Source organism: Shewanella sp. Koi 1, assembly GCF_052907445.1.
Genome location: NZ_JBREJM010000001.1, coordinates 1,074,177 through 1,092,859 on the forward strand (window position 1 = coordinate 1,074,177; position 18,683 = coordinate 1,092,859).

The 18,683-nt window shown below is 48.1% G+C and carries 16 protein-coding genes; 6 read left to right on the forward strand and 10 right to left on the reverse strand.

What is annotated here, in order from left to right:
- Window positions 1-5: 5 nt before the first annotated feature.
- The 4 genes from ACUZ8J_RS04800 to ACUZ8J_RS04815 all read right to left on the reverse strand — a co-directional run bounded on the left by ACUZ8J_RS04800 (window position 6) and on the right by ACUZ8J_RS04815 (window position 3,154).
- Entirely contained in the window at window positions 6-929 is a 924-nt protein-coding gene (locus tag ACUZ8J_RS04800; RefSeq protein ID WP_446693232.1) for a hemin ABC transporter substrate-binding protein, read from the reverse strand.
- A gap of 79 nt (window positions 930-1,008) precedes the next feature.
- Window positions 1,009-1,446 carry an ExbD/TolR family protein gene (locus tag ACUZ8J_RS04805; RefSeq protein ID WP_446693233.1) on the reverse strand — a complete coding sequence of 146 codons (438 nt, stop codon included), beginning with the start codon at window positions 1,444-1,446 and terminating at the stop codon, window positions 1,009-1,011.
- Window positions 1,443-2,180 (reverse strand): MotA/TolQ/ExbB proton channel family protein, encoded by a 738-nt coding sequence (locus tag ACUZ8J_RS04810; RefSeq protein WP_446693234.1) that lies wholly within the window; start codon window positions 2,178-2,180, stop codon window positions 1,443-1,445. The genes ACUZ8J_RS04805 and ACUZ8J_RS04810 overlap by 4 nt, the downstream gene beginning before the upstream one ends.
- A gap of 83 nt (window positions 2,181-2,263) precedes the next feature.
- Window positions 2,264-3,154 (reverse strand): TonB family protein, encoded by an 891-nt coding sequence (locus tag ACUZ8J_RS04815; protein WP_446693235.1) that lies wholly within the window; start codon window positions 3,152-3,154, stop codon window positions 2,264-2,266.
- Window positions 3,155-3,402: 248 nt separating this feature from the next.
- On the opposite strand from ACUZ8J_RS04815, the gene ACUZ8J_RS04820 reads away from it, so the two are divergent.
- The 4 genes from ACUZ8J_RS04820 to ACUZ8J_RS04835 all read left to right on the forward strand — a co-directional run bounded on the left by ACUZ8J_RS04820 (window position 3,403) and on the right by ACUZ8J_RS04835 (window position 8,777).
- Window positions 3,403-5,490, forward strand: coding sequence for a TonB-dependent hemoglobin/transferrin/lactoferrin family receptor (locus ACUZ8J_RS04820; RefSeq protein WP_446693236.1), 2,088 nt, complete (start codon window positions 3,403-3,405; stop codon window positions 5,488-5,490).
- A gap of 21 nt (window positions 5,491-5,511) precedes the next feature.
- A complete protein-coding gene (gene hutX, locus ACUZ8J_RS04825; protein ID WP_109286455.1) occupies window positions 5,512-6,066 on the forward strand; it encodes a heme utilization cystosolic carrier protein HutX in 555 nt (184 codons plus the stop codon).
- Between the two features lie 30 nt (window positions 6,067-6,096).
- A complete protein-coding gene (gene hutZ / locus ACUZ8J_RS04830) occupies window positions 6,097-6,654 on the forward strand; it encodes a heme utilization protein HutZ (RefSeq protein ID WP_089067131.1) in 558 nt (185 codons plus the stop codon).
- Between the two features lie 335 nt (window positions 6,655-6,989).
- On the forward strand, window positions 6,990-8,777 hold the full coding sequence (locus tag ACUZ8J_RS04835; RefSeq protein ID WP_446693237.1) for an ABC transporter ATP-binding protein/permease: 1,788 nt from the start codon (window positions 6,990-6,992) through the stop codon (window positions 8,775-8,777).
- A 101-nt stretch (window positions 8,778-8,878) separates the two neighbouring features.
- Here the strand turns inward: ACUZ8J_RS04835 and ACUZ8J_RS04840 are convergent, their stop codons facing one another.
- The 6 genes from ACUZ8J_RS04840 to ACUZ8J_RS04865 form a co-directional block, all read right to left on the reverse strand.
- Window positions 8,879-10,483 (reverse strand): AMP-binding protein, encoded by a 1,605-nt coding sequence (locus ACUZ8J_RS04840; RefSeq protein WP_446693238.1) that lies wholly within the window; start codon window positions 10,481-10,483, stop codon window positions 8,879-8,881.
- Window positions 10,484-10,719: 236 nt separating this feature from the next.
- Window positions 10,720-11,502 (reverse strand): type I methionyl aminopeptidase, encoded by a 783-nt coding sequence (map, locus tag ACUZ8J_RS04845; RefSeq protein WP_446693239.1) that lies wholly within the window; start codon window positions 11,500-11,502, stop codon window positions 10,720-10,722.
- Window positions 11,495-11,719 carry a ParD-like family protein gene (locus ACUZ8J_RS04850; RefSeq protein ID WP_011621680.1) on the reverse strand — a complete coding sequence of 75 codons (225 nt, stop codon included), beginning with the start codon at window positions 11,717-11,719 and terminating at the stop codon, window positions 11,495-11,497. Before ACUZ8J_RS04850 ends, map begins: the two co-directional genes overlap by 8 nt.
- 330 nt (window positions 11,720-12,049) lie before the next feature.
- Window positions 12,050-13,483 (reverse strand): cytochrome c oxidase accessory protein CcoG, encoded by a 1,434-nt coding sequence (gene ccoG, locus ACUZ8J_RS04855; RefSeq protein ID WP_446693240.1) that lies wholly within the window; start codon window positions 13,481-13,483, stop codon window positions 12,050-12,052.
- 159 nt (window positions 13,484-13,642) lie between these two features.
- Window positions 13,643-15,109: a sigma-54 interaction domain-containing protein gene (locus ACUZ8J_RS04860; RefSeq protein WP_088586024.1), complete on the reverse strand. Its 1,467-nt coding sequence runs from the start codon at window positions 15,107-15,109 to the stop codon at window positions 13,643-13,645.
- 504 nt (window positions 15,110-15,613) lie between these two features.
- The gene (locus ACUZ8J_RS04865; RefSeq protein WP_037427092.1) at window positions 15,614-16,159 is read right to left on the reverse strand and encodes a thioredoxin family protein; all 546 of its coding nucleotides are present in this window, start codon (window positions 16,157-16,159) and stop codon (window positions 15,614-15,616) included.
- Between the two features lie 203 nt (window positions 16,160-16,362).
- Between ACUZ8J_RS04865 and ACUZ8J_RS04870 the strand changes: the two genes are divergently transcribed.
- Window positions 16,363-17,913 (forward strand): S10 family peptidase, encoded by a 1,551-nt coding sequence (locus tag ACUZ8J_RS04870; RefSeq protein ID WP_446693241.1) that lies wholly within the window; start codon window positions 16,363-16,365, stop codon window positions 17,911-17,913.
- An 86-nt stretch (window positions 17,914-17,999) separates the two neighbouring features.
- Window positions 18,000-18,614 (forward strand): LysE family translocator, encoded by a 615-nt coding sequence (locus ACUZ8J_RS04875; RefSeq protein WP_011621685.1) that lies wholly within the window; start codon window positions 18,000-18,002, stop codon window positions 18,612-18,614.
- The last annotated feature ends 69 nt before the right edge of the window (window positions 18,615-18,683 follow it).

Here is an 18,683-nt window from a genome sequence, read left to right on the forward strand (position 1 = left end):
TAACATTATTGATCTTGCTTGAGCAAAGTGGCGGCCAAGTCTTCAGCCGCTCCGATAGCACTAATGCCTAATCCGCCGAGTAAGGCTTGCGGCGCAAGGGTTTGGATATGGCCATTTTTGCCTGCGGGAGTATGGGCGAGTAATGGCATTTCCTTTAAGAGTGCTTGCGCGGTTTGTTCATCCGTTTGTGCATCGCTTTGCTCGCTGCGCTTAGAGAGTAAAATCACATCGGGCTGGAGTGAGAGTATGCCCTCTTGGGATAGACTCTTATAACCTTCAAAGTCGGCAATATTTTTCGCACCCGCGAGCGCGATAATGGTATCGGCCGCAGTGCCTTTACCGCCGACACGGGCGCCGCGTCCTTCCTGTAATAACATAAACAGGATTTTCGGCTGGGCCTGCTGCTGGCTCAATTGCTGTTGCTGTTTATTTAGTCCTTCAAGTCTTTGATGCAAATCTTGTTTTAACTGTGTCGCTTGGTCTGTGCGTTTCAGTAGCTGAGCGAGGGTATCAATATTGGTCATCAGCTGTTTCTCATCGGCACTTGAGGGTAACTTCACTACCTCAATCTTGGCCTGTTTGAGCACATTGAGCGTGGTTTCTGGCCCCATCACCTCAGAGCCGACAACTAGAGTTGGTGACAACGCCATAATGCCCTCGGCCGACAGCATTCTGTGATACCCCAATTTGGCAATTGACGCCAAGTGCTTGGGAAGATAGCTGGTCGAATCCACCGCAACCAGCTCGTCGGCGGCATCGAGGGCAAGTACCAACTCAGTCACCCCAGCGCCCGCGCTAACCAGTTTTATCTCCTGTGATAAGGCATTGGTCGAGAATAAGGCGGCGAACGTTGAGAGGGTGAGCGCTCGGAAAAATAGCCGCCACTGATTGACTGATTGATTGGCATGACGATTGGCTTGAAACAACATGGGTAAACTCCTACTTCATCTGTGTGCAAGGCAGGTAAAAGCGACTGCCAAGGAAAATGTTCTGCTTTAACCTAAGCGATTAATGTTCCATCAAAATCTGCGTCTGGCTGATGGCATTGCCCTGTAAGAGCGCTAACAGCTGCATTAAAGATTCTACCGGCGCGGCTTTATCCGCGGCGATAACGATACTGGCCTGAGGATGGTGTTTTAGCTGTTCTTCAAATGCCAAGCTGAAGGCGTTTAAGTCGGAATAGGTCTCACCGTTTAGCGCCCAGTGTGGAGCGTTTGCCATAATATTGATGGCGATGGATTGTTTCGGTTCGACGGCCGAGATGGCGCTGCTTGGGCTTTGCGGCACTTCCACGGGTAAACTCATCAAACGGCTATTGGCGGTGAGCAATAGAAACACTAAGACGATAAAAATAATGTCAATTAATGCTGTTAGATCGATACTCGGTAGGGGCTCTAAGGCCGAGATCCCCGCTTGAGGTAATGAGGCTCTATCGGCACTGATCATGGCTGTGACTCGAGTTGAGTGTTAGATGCGGGGTTAGCGCGATTAACGTCGGCAAAAGCCTGATAGTGATTCTGCTCGAGAGCGATATGTTCAACCCCAGATAGCCACAAATTGAGTTGATTCAATATATGACTCACTTTTACGCACTGACTATGGGCCCAGATCCCAAACAGATGGGCGGCTGTAATGGTCGGCACCGCAATAATCAGGCCCGCTGCCGTGGTGTTCATCGCGAGTCCAAGCCCAGCGCTAAGCTGTGCTGGGGTGACTGGACCTTGGGATTGCCCTAACTGGGCAAACATTTCAATCAGCCCCAGTACCGTCCCCAGTAAACCGAGCAATGGGCTAATAATCCCAATCACTTGCAGTAACTTGAGGCCCGCTTGTAAGTCCCTTTGCTGTTTGTTCAGCCACAGACTCAGTAATTCTTCCCTGAGCTGCTTTGGTTTATCAGCTTGTTTTAGCAGTAAATTGGCGCCTCTTGTCAGTAAGTCCTGCTGACGACTCGTACTATTGATAAGCGCTTGAATGGTTTCACTGCTTGCCTTGGCATCGGATTGACGCAGCGCTTTCACCCAAGCCTGTTTTTTGGGGGACATAGATGCAAAGGATTGCTGTAAAAACAAGGCACTACGTTCGAGGCAAATCATTAACGCGATAAAGGCGCAGATAAGTAGTGGCCACGTCAGGGCGCCGAGTTGAGCCTGTAGGGTGGAAAAGTCAGTCATGGGCAATTTAGCCTCTTAGGTCAAATTCGTTATCTAATAATGGGTTATCAAGTTATCTGCGGTAGCTGGAATGCTGCGATTAGGGACGCTCAATTTAAGGCGAAGCGAATAGGCACTCTCACCTTGTAATGGCTGGCCAATTTGTTGGTGGGAGCTTGAAACTCCCAAGTCTCAACCGCTTCTAATGCCGCTTGATCTAGCAGCCCAACGCCTGAGCTTTTTACTAAGGTGAGGGCGAGCTGTTGTCCAAATTCGTTAAACATCACTTCTACCGTCGCCGTACCTTCAAGCCCTTTTTTACGTGCCATGCGTGGATAGGTGGGTTGCGGCGGTTTACTGGCAAAAGTTGGCGTCGCCAATTCAATAATCTCGGGAGTGGTGTTACTGCTCTCGCTGGCACTGGTGGACGTCATATTGGTGTTGTTAATGGCGGCATTATCTTGAGCCTTGATTTCTGTCATTTGCGACAACACTCGATCAGAAGGTTTTGAAATCTCTTCAGTTTCTTTTTGATGCTGAGTATTAGCGGCCATAAGTGGCATAGCCGTTGTCGCATCAGCTTTCGAAGATGTGTTTGGCGTTTGTTTGTTCTTTACATCAGATTGAACCGTTTGCTGCTTAGCTGTGGTTGGTGCAGGTGCTTGCCTTGCCATTTCTGCTGTTAGCGTTTCAGCTGGTTTGGGCGCCGTTAGGGGCTTACTGGCATTAGACGAGCTGGTATGAGGCACATTTGTGGAGGTTGTATCCACGGGAGCGATATTCGTTGGCGTACTTTTTACCGCAGATATGGCCGCTGATTTTTCTGCTGTACGAGGTGCTGCAAAGCTTAAGGCAACCGCTTTATTTGCTTTATTGGACACAAGCATTTGAGTCGATTCATTGAGAATACTTGGTAATGGCATAGCAGGCTGCGATGCAATCACCCCCGTTTGGATTGCAACGGTTAATGCGCCAAAAACCAGATATCGTTTCGGTGTCACAGTACGCCTTCCAAGTTCAAAAAACAGTCTCTCATCAATCAATGCTAATTAAGATACATAAATACAATTGAGATCGCAAATGATAATGATTTCTATTTGATCAATTTTCCAATCTCAGTTAGAGTGCCAGCAATTACGAAAATGGATGCTCAAAAATGCAGCAGTTCGACCAGGGTTGATGGACTAACCACAAATGGTCGATTTGAATTCTAATTGATTAATATTATTGATGATTTGAGGATGTAACCATGAAAAAGAAGCCGTTAGTTATCGCCGTTGCGATCGCATTAACGACTACGGCGCTAAGTTTTACGTTAGCGGCTGAAGAAGGTGTAACTGCACAGCAAAAGGAAAAAAAGCCGGGATTAGTCGAGACTGAGTTTGACGAAGTATTAGTAAGCGCGACACGCTTGAGTGAAAAAGTCTCCCAAACGAGTCGCAGTGTAGCCGTTGTGAGTGAAGAACAGCTCAATGTGGCTCAGGCATCATCGGTTGCTGAAGCATTAAAAAATGAAGCCAACATCACTTTAACCAATGGGCCGAGAGCGACGTCTCAAGGGGTTGAGATCCGTGGTTTAAGCGGCGATCGCGTATTACAAACCATTGATGGTGCAAGACAGAATACCAGTTCAGGTCACCGTGGTTCTTACTTTATGGATCCTGAATTACTCAAATCGATAGAGGTGATTCGCGGTCCTGCCAGTAGTCTCTGGGGCAGTGGTGCCATCGGTGGTGTGGTGGCGCAGAATACTAAATCGGCTCAAGACTTCTTAGCCCCTAACGAAAGCTTCGGTGGTTATCTAAAGCAAGGCTATGACACTAATGGCGACCGCACTAAAACCAGTGCCGCCGTGTATGGCCAACAAGATACTATTGATTGGTTAATCAATGGCTCCTACTTCGACTCGAATAATATCAATACGGGGAATGACGAAACCTTAGCGAACAGTGCTTCTTTGGGGAGCAACGGTTTGGCTAAGTTTGGATGGCAAGCCGATGAGGCTTCACGCTTAGAGTTATCGGCAAGAGTTGGCAAGATTAATGAACTGGTGCCGAGTAATCCTTCCGCCGCGGTGAGCAGTTCAGTGCCTTTAGTACGCCGTAAAACGGACGATCAAAACGTCACCCTTAATTACAGCTTGGCGCCGGCAAATAATCCGTATTTGGACACCAAAGTGCAAGTCTATTGGAATAGCACGGATTATGACGAAGACAGGGTGACCAAAGGTCAATTCGATAGCACCGAATACCGCACCATTGGGATTAATCTCAACAACAGTTCGCAGTTTGGTAACACTAAGTTGACCTATGGTGTTGATGGTTATCGCGATACCCTTAAAACCGTTAGAGACGATAGGGGCCAAGTGGGGCAGCGCCCAGGGGATATTGATGGTGAGACCACAGTGTGGGGCGCTTTTACCCGTGCTGATATTCAATTGTCGCAAACCGTTAATCTCGACGCCGCCTTACGTTACGACAGCTTCAAAAACGAGAGCCACAATCTCAATGCTTCTGCAGATGACAATGAGTTATCGCCTTCGCTGGGTTTGAGTTGGCAGACTCAGCCGTGGCTGACCTTAAGTGCCCGTTACGATCAGGCTTTCCGTGCGCCGACGGTTGAGGAAATGTTTTCTACCGGAACCCATTATTGCATTCCGCCGATCCCCGGTTTTTTACCCCAAGGTCTGTGTAATACCTTTGCGACGAATCCAAACTTAAAGTCTGAAGTCGCCCGCAATAAAGAACTGAAAGCCGATTTTCGTTTCAACGACTTAGCCGGTGATGATGAGCTAGCTTTCACCGTAAATATCTTCCGTAACGATGTGGACGATTTTATCGTTCAGCAAGTCTCCAATCCGTTAATGGGGATCCCAGGATTTGAGCAAACCACCTCATGGAATAACGTGGAAGATGCGCAATTAACGGGCTTTGAGCTCAGCGGCCGTTATCGCATTGGTCAAACACGGCTGGCGATGAATTACGGTCAGACCCGCGGCGAAGACCGAAAGACTGGTGACTATATCGAAGGTATGCCCGCCAATAAGTTTAACGTCGATCTTTCCCAAGGCATCATGGAAGGCGATATGAAACTCGGCACCCGAGTGACCTATGTCGCCAGCCAATCCAATACACCCGAAGGTTATCGCGTGGCTAAGTATGACGACTACACCCTGTGGGATGTTTACCTCGCTTGGGAGCCTGCGATGGGGGCTATGTCTGGCCTGAGAGTCGACTTCGCCATTGAAAACATTGGTGACGACAAATACCAGCAGGCATGGCAGACCCTTTATCAACCTGGCCGCAATATGAAGTTGTCAGCACGTTATATGTTCTAGACCCAGCTTTAGGAGACGCAAATGACACAGACAATCGACACTGAAATCGCTCACTCGAGCCATCACATAGATGCCGACTCGCAGTCAATGTTAAGGCAGCGTTTTGTCAGCCAGCCCGATTTAATGCCTGCACAACTGGCGAGTGAATTAGGGATTGCCGAGCTTGATGTGGTCGCAGCACTGCCGCAAGCGCAGCGAGTGTTTCTACCTCTAACACAAATCGACGAGCTGCTGCAGAGCTTACCCGAGTGGGGACCTCTGACCACGATAGTGATGCTCTCGGGCAGTGTGTTTGAATTTAAAGGTGATTTTCCTCAAGGGAAATTTGCCCATGGTTACTACAACCTCTACAGCAAAGGCGATGGCCTTCATGGCCATCTCAAGCTGGATAACATGCGAGCGATCGCGTTAGTTAGCAGACCATTTAGGGGCAGCGAGAGCCATTCGATTAACTTTTTTGGCCCTCAAGGCGAAGTGGTATTCAAAGTTTATTTAGGACGAGACAAGCAAAGAGTGCTTTTTCCTGAGCAAGTTCGCCGTTTTAAAACGCTAGCGGGCACCTTTGCTACTCAATAGTCACCGACATAATTTATTAAGGTATCCAATATGAAGCCTGAAATCTCCGAGCAAGAACAACGTTTAAGGGACAAACTGTTACCCGAAATTGAGGCCTTTAAACAGCAGCGCCATACTTTGCAACTCGCTACAGTGGATGCGGATGGGCAACCCAATGCCAGTTACGCGCCATTTGCCTTAGCTGACGATGGTTTTTACATACTAGTGAGTGACTTAGCTCGCCACGGCCACAACCTTAAACAGTCGACCAAAGTGTCCGTGATGCTGGTGGAGGATGAAGCCGAAGCTAAGTCGGTATTCGCCCGTAAACGCCTCACTTTCGATGCAATCGCTCAAGCGGTTGAGCGCGATACGCCCTCGTTTAGCAAAGGAGTCAGCCTGTTATCAAAACGCTTTGGCGACATGTCCGATAACCTCGCGGCACTGATGGACTTTAATCTGTATAAGTTAGCGCCCCATCAGGGATTGTATGTGAAAGGTTTTGGCCAAGCTTTTAGTCTGACGGGCAGTGAATTACTCGATGTTAACTGGAAGCGAGATGGTCACCATGGCACGCCTAAAGCGCCCGAAGATATGCAAGTAGCTTAAGTGACTTTAGCTTAAACATTTGTGTTTTGAACATCAGCTCTTTGAGCTTGAGCGACTCAAGGCGCCAGCATAAACCCGCTATCTAGGCGGGTTTATTGTTATATTCCTCAAGGCATTTTCACTTTTACCTTCATCCTTTGTTATTGCCTTCTTTAAGCGACGCCTTGCTAAACTCACTTTGTTTATCCTTAGGGCTTTCGGGTATGCTCTGTCGATACTCGCATGTGCTAAGGTTGATGGGCGCATAAAGCCTAAGGATATCAATAGTGAACAAACCGCTAACTGAGCCTACAGAATCGAGTACACTTCCCCCACGATCATTATCAGAGTCCACTATGCCTCACAACGCTGCTAATACCTCGATTCGCCAACGGGCGGTATTGCCCTGGATTTGGCAATTTCTTAAGCCCTATCGCCTGCGGGTGGTCGCGGCGATTGTATTTCTTTTGATTGGCTCCTTGGCCTGGCTATCCCTCGGGCAGGGCGTGCGGCTGATGGTGGACGAAGGTTTTATTAAGGATAACGCCCAGCGTCTCAATGAAATTATTCTGTTGGTACTGCTGATCACCGCCGTGAGTGGCACTGCGGTGTTTTGTCGTTTTTATTTGATGACTTGGCTCGGCGAGCGGGTCAGCGCCGATATAAGGCTGACGGTTTACAATCAACTGCTGAAGTTGTCTCCAGCCTTCTATGCCAAGGTGCGTACCGGTGAGGTGATTTCGCGCTTTACCGCCGACTCGACTCTGCTGCAAACCGTGGTCGGCTCGAGTCTCTCGATGGCGCTGCGCTCCGGCGTGACAGTGATCGGTGGGCTGGCGATGATGGGGATCACCAGCGTGAAGATGACGCTGCTGGTGCTACTGGCCGTGCCTTTGGTGCTCGGGCCTGTCGGTTTCTTTGGCCGAAAAGTGCGAACCTTAGCGCGGGAGAGTCAAGATAGGGTGGCGGATTTGGGAGCCTATGTGGATGAAACTTTACATGAAATCCACACAGTGCAAGCCTATGGTCATGAGGATAAGGACCGCAGTTTGTTCAATGGTCGTGTCGAAGATGTGATGGCCGCCGCCAGTGGTCGTATTCGTTACCGCGCCATGTTGATTTCCTCCGTGATGTTTTTAAGTATTGCCGCCATTGCATCTGTGACTTGGGTCGGCGCCCACGACGTGATGTCGGGTAAGATGACGGGCGGCGAACTGTCGGCCTTTATGTTTTATGCCGTAATGGTGGCAGGCGCAGTTGCGACCATCAGTGAAGTTGTCGGTGAGATCCAACGCGCCTCGGGCGCCGCCGAGCGCTTAATCGAACTGGCTGAAACTGAGGTCGATATTCCTGCGCCACTGGTGCCTAAAACGCTGCCAGCGAAAGTGCGTGGCGAGCTGCAACTACAACAGCTGAATTTTCATTATCCCGAGCAAACTCAGTTAGTGCTCAGCGACTTAGAACTGACGATAACCGCGGGCGAGCGAGTGGCCTTGGTCGGGCCAAGTGGGGCCGGCAAGAGCACGCTGTTTCAGTTATTGCAGCGGTTTTATGTGCCGTCTTCGGGCAGCATTCATTTGGATGGGATTGATATTGCTGAGCTTTCACCAAAGGATTTACGGGCGCAGTTTGCGCTTGTGCCGCAGGACTCTGTGATTTTTGCTACTAGTGTGCTGGAAAATGTGCGCTATGGCCGCGTCGATGCTAGCGAGCAGGAAGTAATTGATGCCTGTATTGCGGCACGTGCCCATGAGTTTATCAGCGAATTTAGTGAAGGTTATCAAACCTATTTGGGTGAGCGCGGCGTGCGCTTATCGGGTGGTCAAAAGCAGCGTATCGCCATTGCGAGGGCGATTTTAGCCGACAGGCCTATCTTGCTGCTCGATGAGGCGACCAGTGCGCTCGATGCCTTAAGCGAGCAAAAAGTAAAGCAGGCACTCGATGAATTGATGAAGGGGAAAACCACACTTATCATCGCCCATCGCCTTGCCACAGTGATCAATGCGGACCGAATTATCGTGTTCGATAAGGGACGTATCGTCGCCAGTGGAAAGCATCAAACCCTTTTACAAACCAATGCCTTATATCGCGAATTTGCCAGTTTGCAGCTGCTAACGGATGACGTGAGTGCGCTTAGCGAGTAAGGTTTTGATGGGAATGTAATGGAAATAAAACCCCAGAGTGTTGCTCTGGGGTTTTGTTTTGGATTTAAGACTGCTCGCACATCAGTGATGTTTAGCTATGTTTAAGCCTGATGTTTCAGTTCTCGGCGCAGAATTTTACCCACGGTACTCTTAGGTAGCTGCGGCATAAATTCAATCAACTTGGGTAGCTTGTAGGCGGTGAGTTGCTCGCGGCAGAAGTTGAGAATGGCGGTTTTCATTTGATCATGATCTTGGCTGTCATCTTTTAGCACAACAAAGGCTTTTACCGCTTCTCCTGAGTGTTCATCCCTTACTCCAACCACGGCACATTCAATGATATTCGGATGGCTGGCGAGCACGTTTTCGACCTCATTCGGATAGACATTAAAACCGGAGACGATAATCATATCCTTTTTGCGATCAACGATTTGATGGAATCCTTCCTCGTTCAAAATCGCAATATCCCCGGTTTTAAAGAAACCATCGGCAGTCATTACATTGGCCGTTTCTTGGGGATTATTCCAATAACCCAGCATCACTTGCGGGCCGCGGGCAGCGAGTTCGCCGGCTTCCCCTTGCGCAACTTCATTGCCGTTTTCGTCTAACAGTTTGACCTCAGTGCCGAGAACGGGCTTACCGATAGTGCCAATCTTCTGATATCCGGGAGCATTGAGTGAAATCACTGGCGAGGTTTCGGATAATCCATAACCTTCACTGATGGTATTGCCCGTAGTTTGTTGCCAGATATTAGCTGCGGCCGCGGTGAGTGCCGTACCACCCGAAATAGTGATTTTTAAATGACTGAAATCCAGCGCCTTAAACTCAGGCTGATGGCACAGGGCGACAAAGAGGGTGTTAAGCCCTGCAAAGCCAGTAAAAGGGTATTTCGCCAGTGTCTTGATTAAGCCACTAATATCACGGGGATTGGGGATTAATACCGAGCAACCACCACATTCAAAATACAGTACTAAGTTCACCATAAAGGCGTAGATATGGTAAATCGGCAGTGGCGCGACAAAAATATCTTCCCCTTCGCTGATAACGCTGCCAATGCGGGATTTTACCTGCGCCGCATTGGCGAGCATATTACCGTGGGTCAGCATGGCACCCTTGGAGAGGCCCGTTGTGCCACCGGTATATTGCAGCGCCGCTAAGTCACCTGCGGCAGGGACAACACGGTTAAAGGGTTGCTCGGCCCCTTGTTTTAGCACTTGGCAAAATTCGACATTTTTAAGCCCCGTTTTGGGTTGCACCTGCGGATCGATAAGATCTAACGGGTGAGTGGAAATCACCAATTCAATTGGTGTGGTCGCAACCACTTTAGCAAGGGTTGGCAACAGATCTGACAGCACCACTAAGGCCTTAGCGCCTGAGTCATTAAACTGATGAATAAGCTCTCGTTCGGTGTAGAGCGGGTTAGTGTTGACTAGGATAAGTCCCGCCCGCAGCGCACCATAGGCGGCGATAACGAACTGGGTAATGTTGGGTAATTGAATCGCGATCCGATCGCCGGGTTTTAGGTTAGTGTTATTCTGCAAATAGGCCGCAAAATAGCGTGAATCGCGCTCTATATCATTGAAGCTGCTGGTTTTCCCCAAACAAGCATATGCCGTTTTATCACCAAAGCGTTGGCTAGTGCGTTCGATTAAGTCTATGAGTGATGAGTATTTGCCAAGTTCGAGTTGTGACTCTTGATCGTATGCCATGCCTAACTACCTCAAATAGGTTTATCGTTGTTATTATTTTAAAATCAAACGAGTGTTTAGATTAGAAGGATTCAACCTGTCAGGTCAACGTTTATCGTTAAATTATTGTAGCAATTTGCACGGCTATCCAATTGTAAAAATAGAATTTTTACTCTAATGAAGCGCGGTGAACTGCAGTGCAAATTTACTACAGCACACCTGAATTTGAGATGAAAAAGCGAGGGTTAGCGTCGAAATTAACGGGGAGATTGCTCATCGTGGCGTAGGGTGAGCACTTCGTATCCCGTAGGGGTGACAAGTATTGTATGTTCTGATTGCGCCGAGAGTTTTTTATCGCGGGTAACAACCGTCCAACCATCTTTTTTGAGCTTTATCTTTTCAGTGCCCTGATTCACCATAGGCTCAATGGTAAACACCATGCCCGCTTTGAGCTTAAGGCCTTGATTCGGCTTTCCATAGTGAAGGACTTGCGGCTCTTCATGCATTTCTTGACCTATCCCATGGCCGCAGTAATCCCTGACGATGCTATAACCAAAAGATTGCGCATATTGTTGAATCGCATGGCCAATATCGCCTAAGGTCGCCCCTGGTTTTACCTGTTTTATTCCCTGCCACATGGCAAGATAGGTAACATCGGCCAGCTTTTGGGCTAGGGCGGGCGCCTGTGGCATCACATACATTTTACTGGAGTCGGCAATATAGCCGTCTTTCTCGAGGGTAATATCTAAGTTAATGATATCTGTGCTTTTGATAACCTCATTCGCTGAGGGCACACCATGGCAGACCACTTCGTTAATGGATGAATTCAACACATATTGATAGCCATACTGACCCTTACTCGCGGGACGCGATTTTAGCTCATTGACGATAAAGGCTTCGACCGTATCGTTGATATCCATGGTGCTGATGCCGGGGCGGACATAGGTATCAAGCATTTGAAATACTTGAGCTAGTAATTGCCCCGCGAGGCGCATCAGTGCAATTTCTTGGGCAGATTTTATCTTCACCTGATTATTCATCGGCCATTTCCTTTACCTGGGTCACGTTGGCTAGGTTCACATCCGCAGATTTCATCAGATCGGCGACTAACTGATTAAAGGAGAGTTGTGGATGCAATTCTGCCAGCATCCCGATCCTTATCCAGAATTCTGCCTGCGAGTTGATTGAACGTGACATGACCGAACTGGCTTTTCTCAGCTCATCATGCAGTTCTTCGGAAATTTTAACTATGCCCATAAATATACTTTATATATGTTTCGTATGTTTATTGTATTCGATCTATATAGCGAACCGTCAATAATAAATCGACATTGGTTTACCGCAATGACAGCCGAGCCTCTTTTGAAGCAGTCGCCGTAAGCGCAAGAGAAGTGGCTAGAAGGCTATGATTTTGCATTGGCATACTTCATGTTTGTGCGGCGCGAGTTGAGGCTATTTAGCGGATTTAACGAAACAAGCTGAGTAAAAAAACCGCGAACCACAGTGATTAACGGGCCTGATTTACGAAAGTGGCTAACAGTGATGCAGTGTGCTCGCTTATCGGCGAGCACACTGCCGCATGACGCGCTAAGGGCTAAAAAAGCCGGTTTCTTGGCTAACGCTTTGTTCAGGTTTGCTCACATCCGTTACCGAGAATTCGATAATTTTGCGCCCCGTTGGGATTACATCCTTATCGGCTAATACTGTCACGGGGTAATCTGCTTGTTCACCCGCCGCGAGGGTGATTACCGGGTCGGCAATTAAGCTGAATGGCATTTCGCTGTTGACCGCGAGTTGGTATTGCTTGGTTTGTTGAGTCTTGTTACGGATCTTCAGCTGGTAGGTATTTTCAACTTTATTATCGGCGGTTTCGCGGTACAGACTCTGTCTGTCGCGAATGACGTTAAGCTGAATCTCACTGCGACTGGAGAGATCTAAACCTATCACAACCAACATAATAACAACGGCAGCGCCGTAACCTAAAAAGCGTGGCGAGCGCAAATTGGAATGGGCGACACCTTTTAATTCATTCTCGCTAACATAGCTAATAAGGTTTTGTTTGTAGTCGAATTTTTGCATGGTTTCATTGCAGGCATCGACACAGGCGCCGCAGTTAATGCACTCGTATTGGAGCCCTTGGCGAATATCAATCCCCGTCGGGCAGACCTCAACACATAAATTGCAGTCAACACAATCACCGAGTTCGGTTTGTTGCTTGCGTTTACGGGGTCCGCGCGCTTCGCCACGTGCGGCATCATAGGTCACGGTTTTGGTGTTGGCATCGAACATCACGGCCTGAAAACGCGCATAAGGACAGCAGTGTAGGCACATTTGCTCGCGCATCCAGCCAGCGTTTAAGTAAGTGAAAATCGCGAAAAACCATACCCAGCAGGTTGTCCAAAAGCCGGCGTTGCCAGTAAAAATATCCAAGTAGAGTTCACGGGCTGGGATGAAGTAACTGATAAATCCACAGCCGGTAATCAAGGCGGCTAATCCCCACAGACTGTGTTTGAGCGTTCTTTTACCGAGTTTATTGGCTGACCATGGCGCCTTATCGAGCAACTTGCGTTTATTGCTGTTACCCTCAATTTGGCTTTCGAGCCAGACAAACATAAAGGTCCACGCGGTTTGTGGGCAAAGATAGCCGCACCAGACCCGCCCCCAAAATACGGTTATAAAAAAGAGGCCAAAAGCCGCGGCAATAAACACCCAAGCGAGTAAGGTGAAATCCTGTGGCCAGAGCGTGAGGCCAAAAAAGAAGAATTGTTGCTGACTCACATCCAGCAGTATCGCTTGCCGACCATCAAATGAAATAAACGGCAGTGCAAAAAACAGCAGTACTAACAGGCTATTCATTGTGGTTCTGAGACGCTGAAAATAGCCTTTCTGCTCTCGGAAATGAATCTGGCCACTGCTTTTGTGTGCAGGCTTATCTTCCGCCTGGATATTTTTTACGGGGATAAATTGCTCGGCTGAGGGATGTTTGGCGTTCTCTCTGTGTTGGGTGTCACTCTTGGGCATATGCTGTCCTAACGGCTTAAATAAGATTCGGCTCCCTATAGCAAGCGTTAGGCCAAAATAATTTGCATTTAACTATATGATATTTATTGATTTAAATTAGATTGGTTTTTATGTGTGTCGCGATATATCGTCAATTGGCGATATATCGCGTTTTTGAGACTATTCATCATTAGTGATTTGACGTGTAATCCCGAGCTTCTTCATTCGCGATCTGAGGGTACTTGGCGGGACGCCGAGTACACTGGCTGCGCCGTTTGCGCCCGAAATACGCCAATTCAGTAGTTTTAATGTTTGCTCAATATGCTGTGCTTCCGCCTCGGCCAAGGTTTGTAATGGTGAAGCCGCGGTTTGAGTCTGCAGGTGATTCGTGGGCATGGCATGGATATGTAAAATATCCGTTTGAGATAAAATGGCCTCCCGCTCGAGGATATTTTGCAATTCGCGCACATTGCCAGGCCAGCTGTAGGCCATTAATTTTTTTAGGCCTTTTTGACTTACCCCTCGGATTTTTTTGCCCAGCTTACGGTTAAGGGAATGCAGTATATGGCTGACAAGCTCGGGCATATCCTCCAGTCTCGCCCTGAGCGGTGGCACTTGAATTGGGAAGACATTCAAGCGGTAATAGAGATCCATTCGAAATAAGCCCTGTTCAACGCGTTTGAGTAAATCATGATGACTGGCGGCGACTAAGCGAATATTCACCTTGACGGTTTCGCTGCCGCCGAGTCGCTCAAAGGATTGCTCTTGGATCACTCGCAGTAACTTAGATTGCGCCTCCAAACTTAATTCGGCCACCTCATCGAGAAACAGTGTGCCTTGATGGGCGAGTTCGAAGCGGCCCTTGCGCTGTTGAGTCGCACCCGTAAAGGCGCCTTTCTCATGGCCAAACAACTCACTCTCTAACAGTGAGGCTGAAAATGCCGCGCAGTTAACGCTGATCATAGGCTTATCTTTGCGGCGACTCAGTTGATGTAAGTTGCGGGCAACCAGCTCTTTGCCTGTGCCATTCTCGCCACAAATCAATACGGTACTGTCGGTATTGGCCACCATATGCAGTTGCTGGATCATATGGCGGATCACCGCGCTACTGCCCGAAATATCCACATCGCCAGTCTTATCGGCTAACTCGGCTTGGAGATAATGATTCTCACTGGCCAGTTGCTCCGACAGAGCTTGAACCTGTGCTAAAGCCTGGCGTAGCGACTGCTCGGTTTGTTTTTGAATACTGATGTCACGAAATATCGCGACTACGCCGATAAGCTTGTTGTCCCGATAGACTGGCGTAGAGCTGTAATACACGGGAAAGCTGCTGCCATCCTTACGCCAAAACACATCGTGGGTAATTTCCCTTGCAATCCCATCCTTCAAGGTGTTGTAGATGGGACAATCTTCTTGGGGATAATGACTGCCATCCGCATGGCTATGATGATGGCAATTATGGATATTTTTGCCGAGTAACTCTTCATTCTTCCAGCCCGTCATGCGCTCGGCGGCGGGATTAATAAAGACGGCATTACCATTTAAATCAAACCCATAAATGCCTTCACCCACGGCATTGAGCAGTAACTGATTCTCTGGCAGAAAATGTTTATCCAAGGGCATTACGGCGGGCTGTGTTGATGTCATTCCGTTGATTCCTTAATACGAATGAGTGCCCAGAGTATAACCCCTTGAGTCGTGTCGCGATATATCGCGAGTTGCTTTGTTATGTTTGAATAGAATGGTTTTGAGGCTAGCTTAGAGGTCTGACCATTAACTTGTTGATAATAAAAAGCTTATATTTTAATCAATAGAAAGTTTTATTTAGTGCTGGCTTAAATTGCTAAATTGTTATAAAAATGTTTCATAAATATTATTGGCAAGGTTGAAATAGACCAGTACGCTTACCCTTATATGGGAATATGCATTACTTCGCTAAGATATTTATTTAAGTAACTCGCTAGTTATAAAACTATTTTTATAGTGTTTTGGGGTTAGACGGCTGTTGAGAGTACGGAGTGATTTTCTGCCCACCTTTCCGGAAAATTGCTTTCTACTGATTTGAAGTATGCAAAAAGGCTGCGATGCAGCCTTTTTTATTGCGCTCTCAATACTCCATTTTTGAAGATTAAGCCAAATAAGCAAAATAGATTACAAGGCTTTAGCCTGGGCTAAGCCATTAAGCACGGCATCGATGGTGAGTTTTGACGGTAGTACTATGCCGTTAGGCGCCCTTGGACCATAGACCTTATTGTAAGGTGTACCCGGTACTCCTTCATGTTGCATGTAGTTCGCGATGGTGGAATCGGCTTCGCTCCAATTTCCCTGCATCAAAATAATCTTGTCGGCCATCAGTGCATTCACCACTTGCTCCCTATGGGTGACTTCAGCCTTATTGGTTTGGCAAATGCTGCACCAGTCTGAGGTGATATCCACAAACACTGTGTAGCCTTGGGCGACCAGTGGGGCGATTTTTTCGGGGGCCAGCGTGCGCCACTGTAGCTTTTGATAGGCTTGATAATCTTCGCCTTTATGCACAAAACCGATAATTCCGCCTAGGCCAACGGCGAAAAATCCCAACACAAAAATCACCGCCAGTGGAATGCGCTTACCTTTGCTACGTTGCCAGATTAACAGGCCAATCGCGCCCACAAGTAATGCGAGAATGACCAGACTGATGAGAGTAATAGTGCCCATAGATGCCTACATAAGTTTCCGATAATCCATTCTATCTTAGCGGCTAACAGCTTAAATCTGCGTGAATTTATGTTTTAAAAGCCGATTAAACCTTTGACGCATTCAGTTGCAATTGTGCTTTTGCGCCGAGTGCACAGTCTTTGTAAGCTGGTGCACTAATAAAAAGACCACAAAATAATGACTACAGAAGGGAAGGATAATTGATGCGAGTGCTAAATAAAAAGTCAACGCCCGCAGGGCTAACATGGGCAAGTATGTTGCTGCCCTTGTTATTTACTGTGTCCATGGTCGGCCATGCCGAGCCTGCGCAAAAAAGCGAAGCTAAAGTGGATAAGCTAGTGCCAGAGGTGGTGACGACTAAGCACAGAATGACGATTCAAAATCAAAAGATCAGCTATCAAGCCATTAGTGGAGAAACCATTTTAGAGGATGATAAGGGAGAGCCTCAGGCGAGCATCTTCTCTATTACGTATTTACGGGATGATGTGCAGGACAGCAGTAAACGCCCTGTCACGTTTATTTTTAACGGTGGCCCAGGTTCAGCCTCGCTGTGGCTGCACATGGGACTCTTTGGGCCAAAACGTGTGATTGTGCCCGGTGATGCCAAAGATGATGGTGCGGCGCCTTATCGGATTGAAGCCAACGATTACTCATTACTCGATGAGTCTGATTTAGTATTTATCGACCCTGTGGGTACCGGTTTTAGCCGTGCGCTTGGTGAGAAGAAAGGCGCCGATTTTTGGGGCGTGAAAGAAGATGCCCAATCCATTGCCGAGTTTATGCGCCGTTGGTTGATTGAACATAAGCGTTGGAATTCGCCTAAATATCTTGCCGGTGAAAGTTATGGTACGACGCGAGCCGCAGCATTAGTGGATGAGCTCCAAGGCGGTTGGACCGATATCTCGGTCAATGGCGTGATGTTGATTTCATCGATTCTCGACTTTAGCCACGCTCGCTATCAACCGGGTAATAACCAACCCTACATTGGTTTTTTACCGACTATGGCGGCAACCGCGTTTTATCACAATAAAGTCAACGATGCCGACAAGGCCTTAGGGCTCGAAGCGTTTGTCGAACAGGCGCGTCAATTCGCTATCAAGGATTACGCCTTAGCCCTATTACAGGGTAGTCGTTTAGCGCAAAGCGATTATCAGAGCGTACGCAAACAGTTGGCGCGTTTTACGGGCCTGAGTGAGTCTTATCTTGACCGAGTGAATTTGCGGGTGAGTGCGAGTCGCTACACCAAAGAATTGCTCAGGGATCAGGATTTGACCGTCGGGCGGTTAGACAGTCGCTATACCGGCAAAGATTACGATAGTGGCGGTGACTCGACCGATAATGACCCGTCAGGATATGGTATCGATGGCGCTTATACGGCGGCTATCCATCAATATCTGTATGAGGATTTAGGGGTTAAATTATCACGCCCCTTCAACGTGCTCTCCACCGATGTTAACCGTGGCTGGAACTGGAATATCAGCGGTAAGCAAATGCATTATGTGAATGTGGCGCCCTATTTAGGGCAGGCGCAGCGCGAGAATAAAGACCTACGCATTTTTGTCGGTAACGGTTATTTCGATTTTGCGACGCCCTTCTTTGCGACCGAAAATACCTTTGCCGATAATGGCATAGATAATAGCCGTGTCACTATGCATTACTACAAAGCGGGCCACATGATGTATGTGGAGCCCGCGTCGCTTGCACAACTGGTGCAAGATATCCGCGCTTTTTATCATCCTAACGCGGCGAAATGAGAGTGACCGTATTATTTGGCCAGTGTTAAACTGCCACTCCTGTGAAGGCCCTATTGAGGGCCTTTTTATGCTTTAAAGGGTTAAAAATGAGCTTTAGTACTTGGTTAGGGCTATTGGCGATTTGTTGCTTGGGCGCTATGTCTCCTGGGCCGAGTTTGGCCATGGTTGTGCGTCATACTTTAGGCGGTGGTCGCGGCAAGGGGATCGTTTGCGCTTGGGCGCACTCAATTGGTATTGGCATTTATGCGTTAGTGACGTTACTCGGCCTAGCCGTTGTATTGAAAAAAGCGCCATTGATTTTTAATGGGATCGCGATTTTAGGCGCGCTCTATCTCGCCTGGATGGGGATCCAAGCATTGCGCTCAAACGGTGGCATGCAGGCAAAACTTGCGGCGGGGGAGGCGACGGATACACTCACAGCAGCGCGCGATGGTATTGCGATTTCCCTGTTCAACCCTAAGATTATGTTGTTCTTTTTAGCGCTGTTTAGCCAGTTTGTGATGGTGGCCGATAGCTTGACGGGTCAAGCACTTATCGTGCTAACGCCTTTGGTGGTTGATGGGCTTTGGTATACCTTGATTGCCTTACTGTTGTCCCATTCGAGTGTATTGCCTAAGTTACGGGAAAAAGCGGGACTCATTGATAAACTTTCTGGTGTGGTACTGATCCTGCTCGCGATACGGGTGGTGTACACCCTCTAACGCATCGCAATGCACATTGATGAGTGTGAAGAAATAAGTGCGAAGAGATAAAAAAACGCCATCACAAGA

Bases quoted from the DNA above. Each gene is read 5' to 3' on its own strand.
- hutZ (WP_089067131.1), top strand. From the start codon at position 6,097: ATGAAGCCTGAAATCTCCGAGCAAGAACAACGTTTAAGGGACAAACTG.
- hutX (WP_109286455.1), top strand. From the start codon at position 5,512: ATGACACAGACAATCGACACTGAAATCGCTCACTCGAGCCATCACATA.
- map (WP_446693239.1), bottom strand. From the start codon at position 11,502: ATGAATAATCAGGTGAAGATAAAATCTGCCCAAGAAATTGCACTGATG.
- ACUZ8J_RS04850 (WP_011621680.1), bottom strand. From the start codon at position 11,719: ATGGGCATAGTTAAAATTTCCGAAGAACTGCATGATGAGCTGAGAAAA.
- ccoG (WP_446693240.1), bottom strand. From the start codon at position 13,483: ATGCCCAAGAGTGACACCCAACACAGAGAGAACGCCAAACATCCCTCA.
- ACUZ8J_RS04875 (WP_011621685.1), top strand. From the start codon at position 18,000: ATGAGCTTTAGTACTTGGTTAGGGCTATTGGCGATTTGTTGCTTGGGC.
- ACUZ8J_RS04870 (WP_446693241.1), top strand. From the start codon at position 16,363: ATGCGAGTGCTAAATAAAAAGTCAACGCCCGCAGGGCTAACATGGGCA.
- ACUZ8J_RS04805 (WP_446693233.1), bottom strand. From the start codon at position 1,446: ATGATCAGTGCCGATAGAGCCTCATTACCTCAAGCGGGGATCTCGGCC.
- ACUZ8J_RS04840 (WP_446693238.1), bottom strand. From the start codon at position 10,483: ATGGCATACGATCAAGAGTCACAACTCGAACTTGGCAAATACTCATCA.
- ACUZ8J_RS04860 (WP_088586024.1), bottom strand. From the start codon at position 15,109: ATGACATCAACACAGCCCGCCGTAATGCCCTTGGATAAACATTTTCTG.
- ACUZ8J_RS04820 (WP_446693236.1), top strand. From the start codon at position 3,403: ATGAAAAAGAAGCCGTTAGTTATCGCCGTTGCGATCGCATTAACGACT.
- ACUZ8J_RS04865 (WP_037427092.1), bottom strand. From the start codon at position 16,159: ATGGGCACTATTACTCTCATCAGTCTGGTCATTCTCGCATTACTTGTG.
- ACUZ8J_RS04800 (WP_446693232.1), bottom strand. From the start codon at position 929: ATGTTGTTTCAAGCCAATCGTCATGCCAATCAATCAGTCAATCAGTGG.
- ACUZ8J_RS04835 (WP_446693237.1), top strand. From the start codon at position 6,990: ATGCCTCACAACGCTGCTAATACCTCGATTCGCCAACGGGCGGTATTG.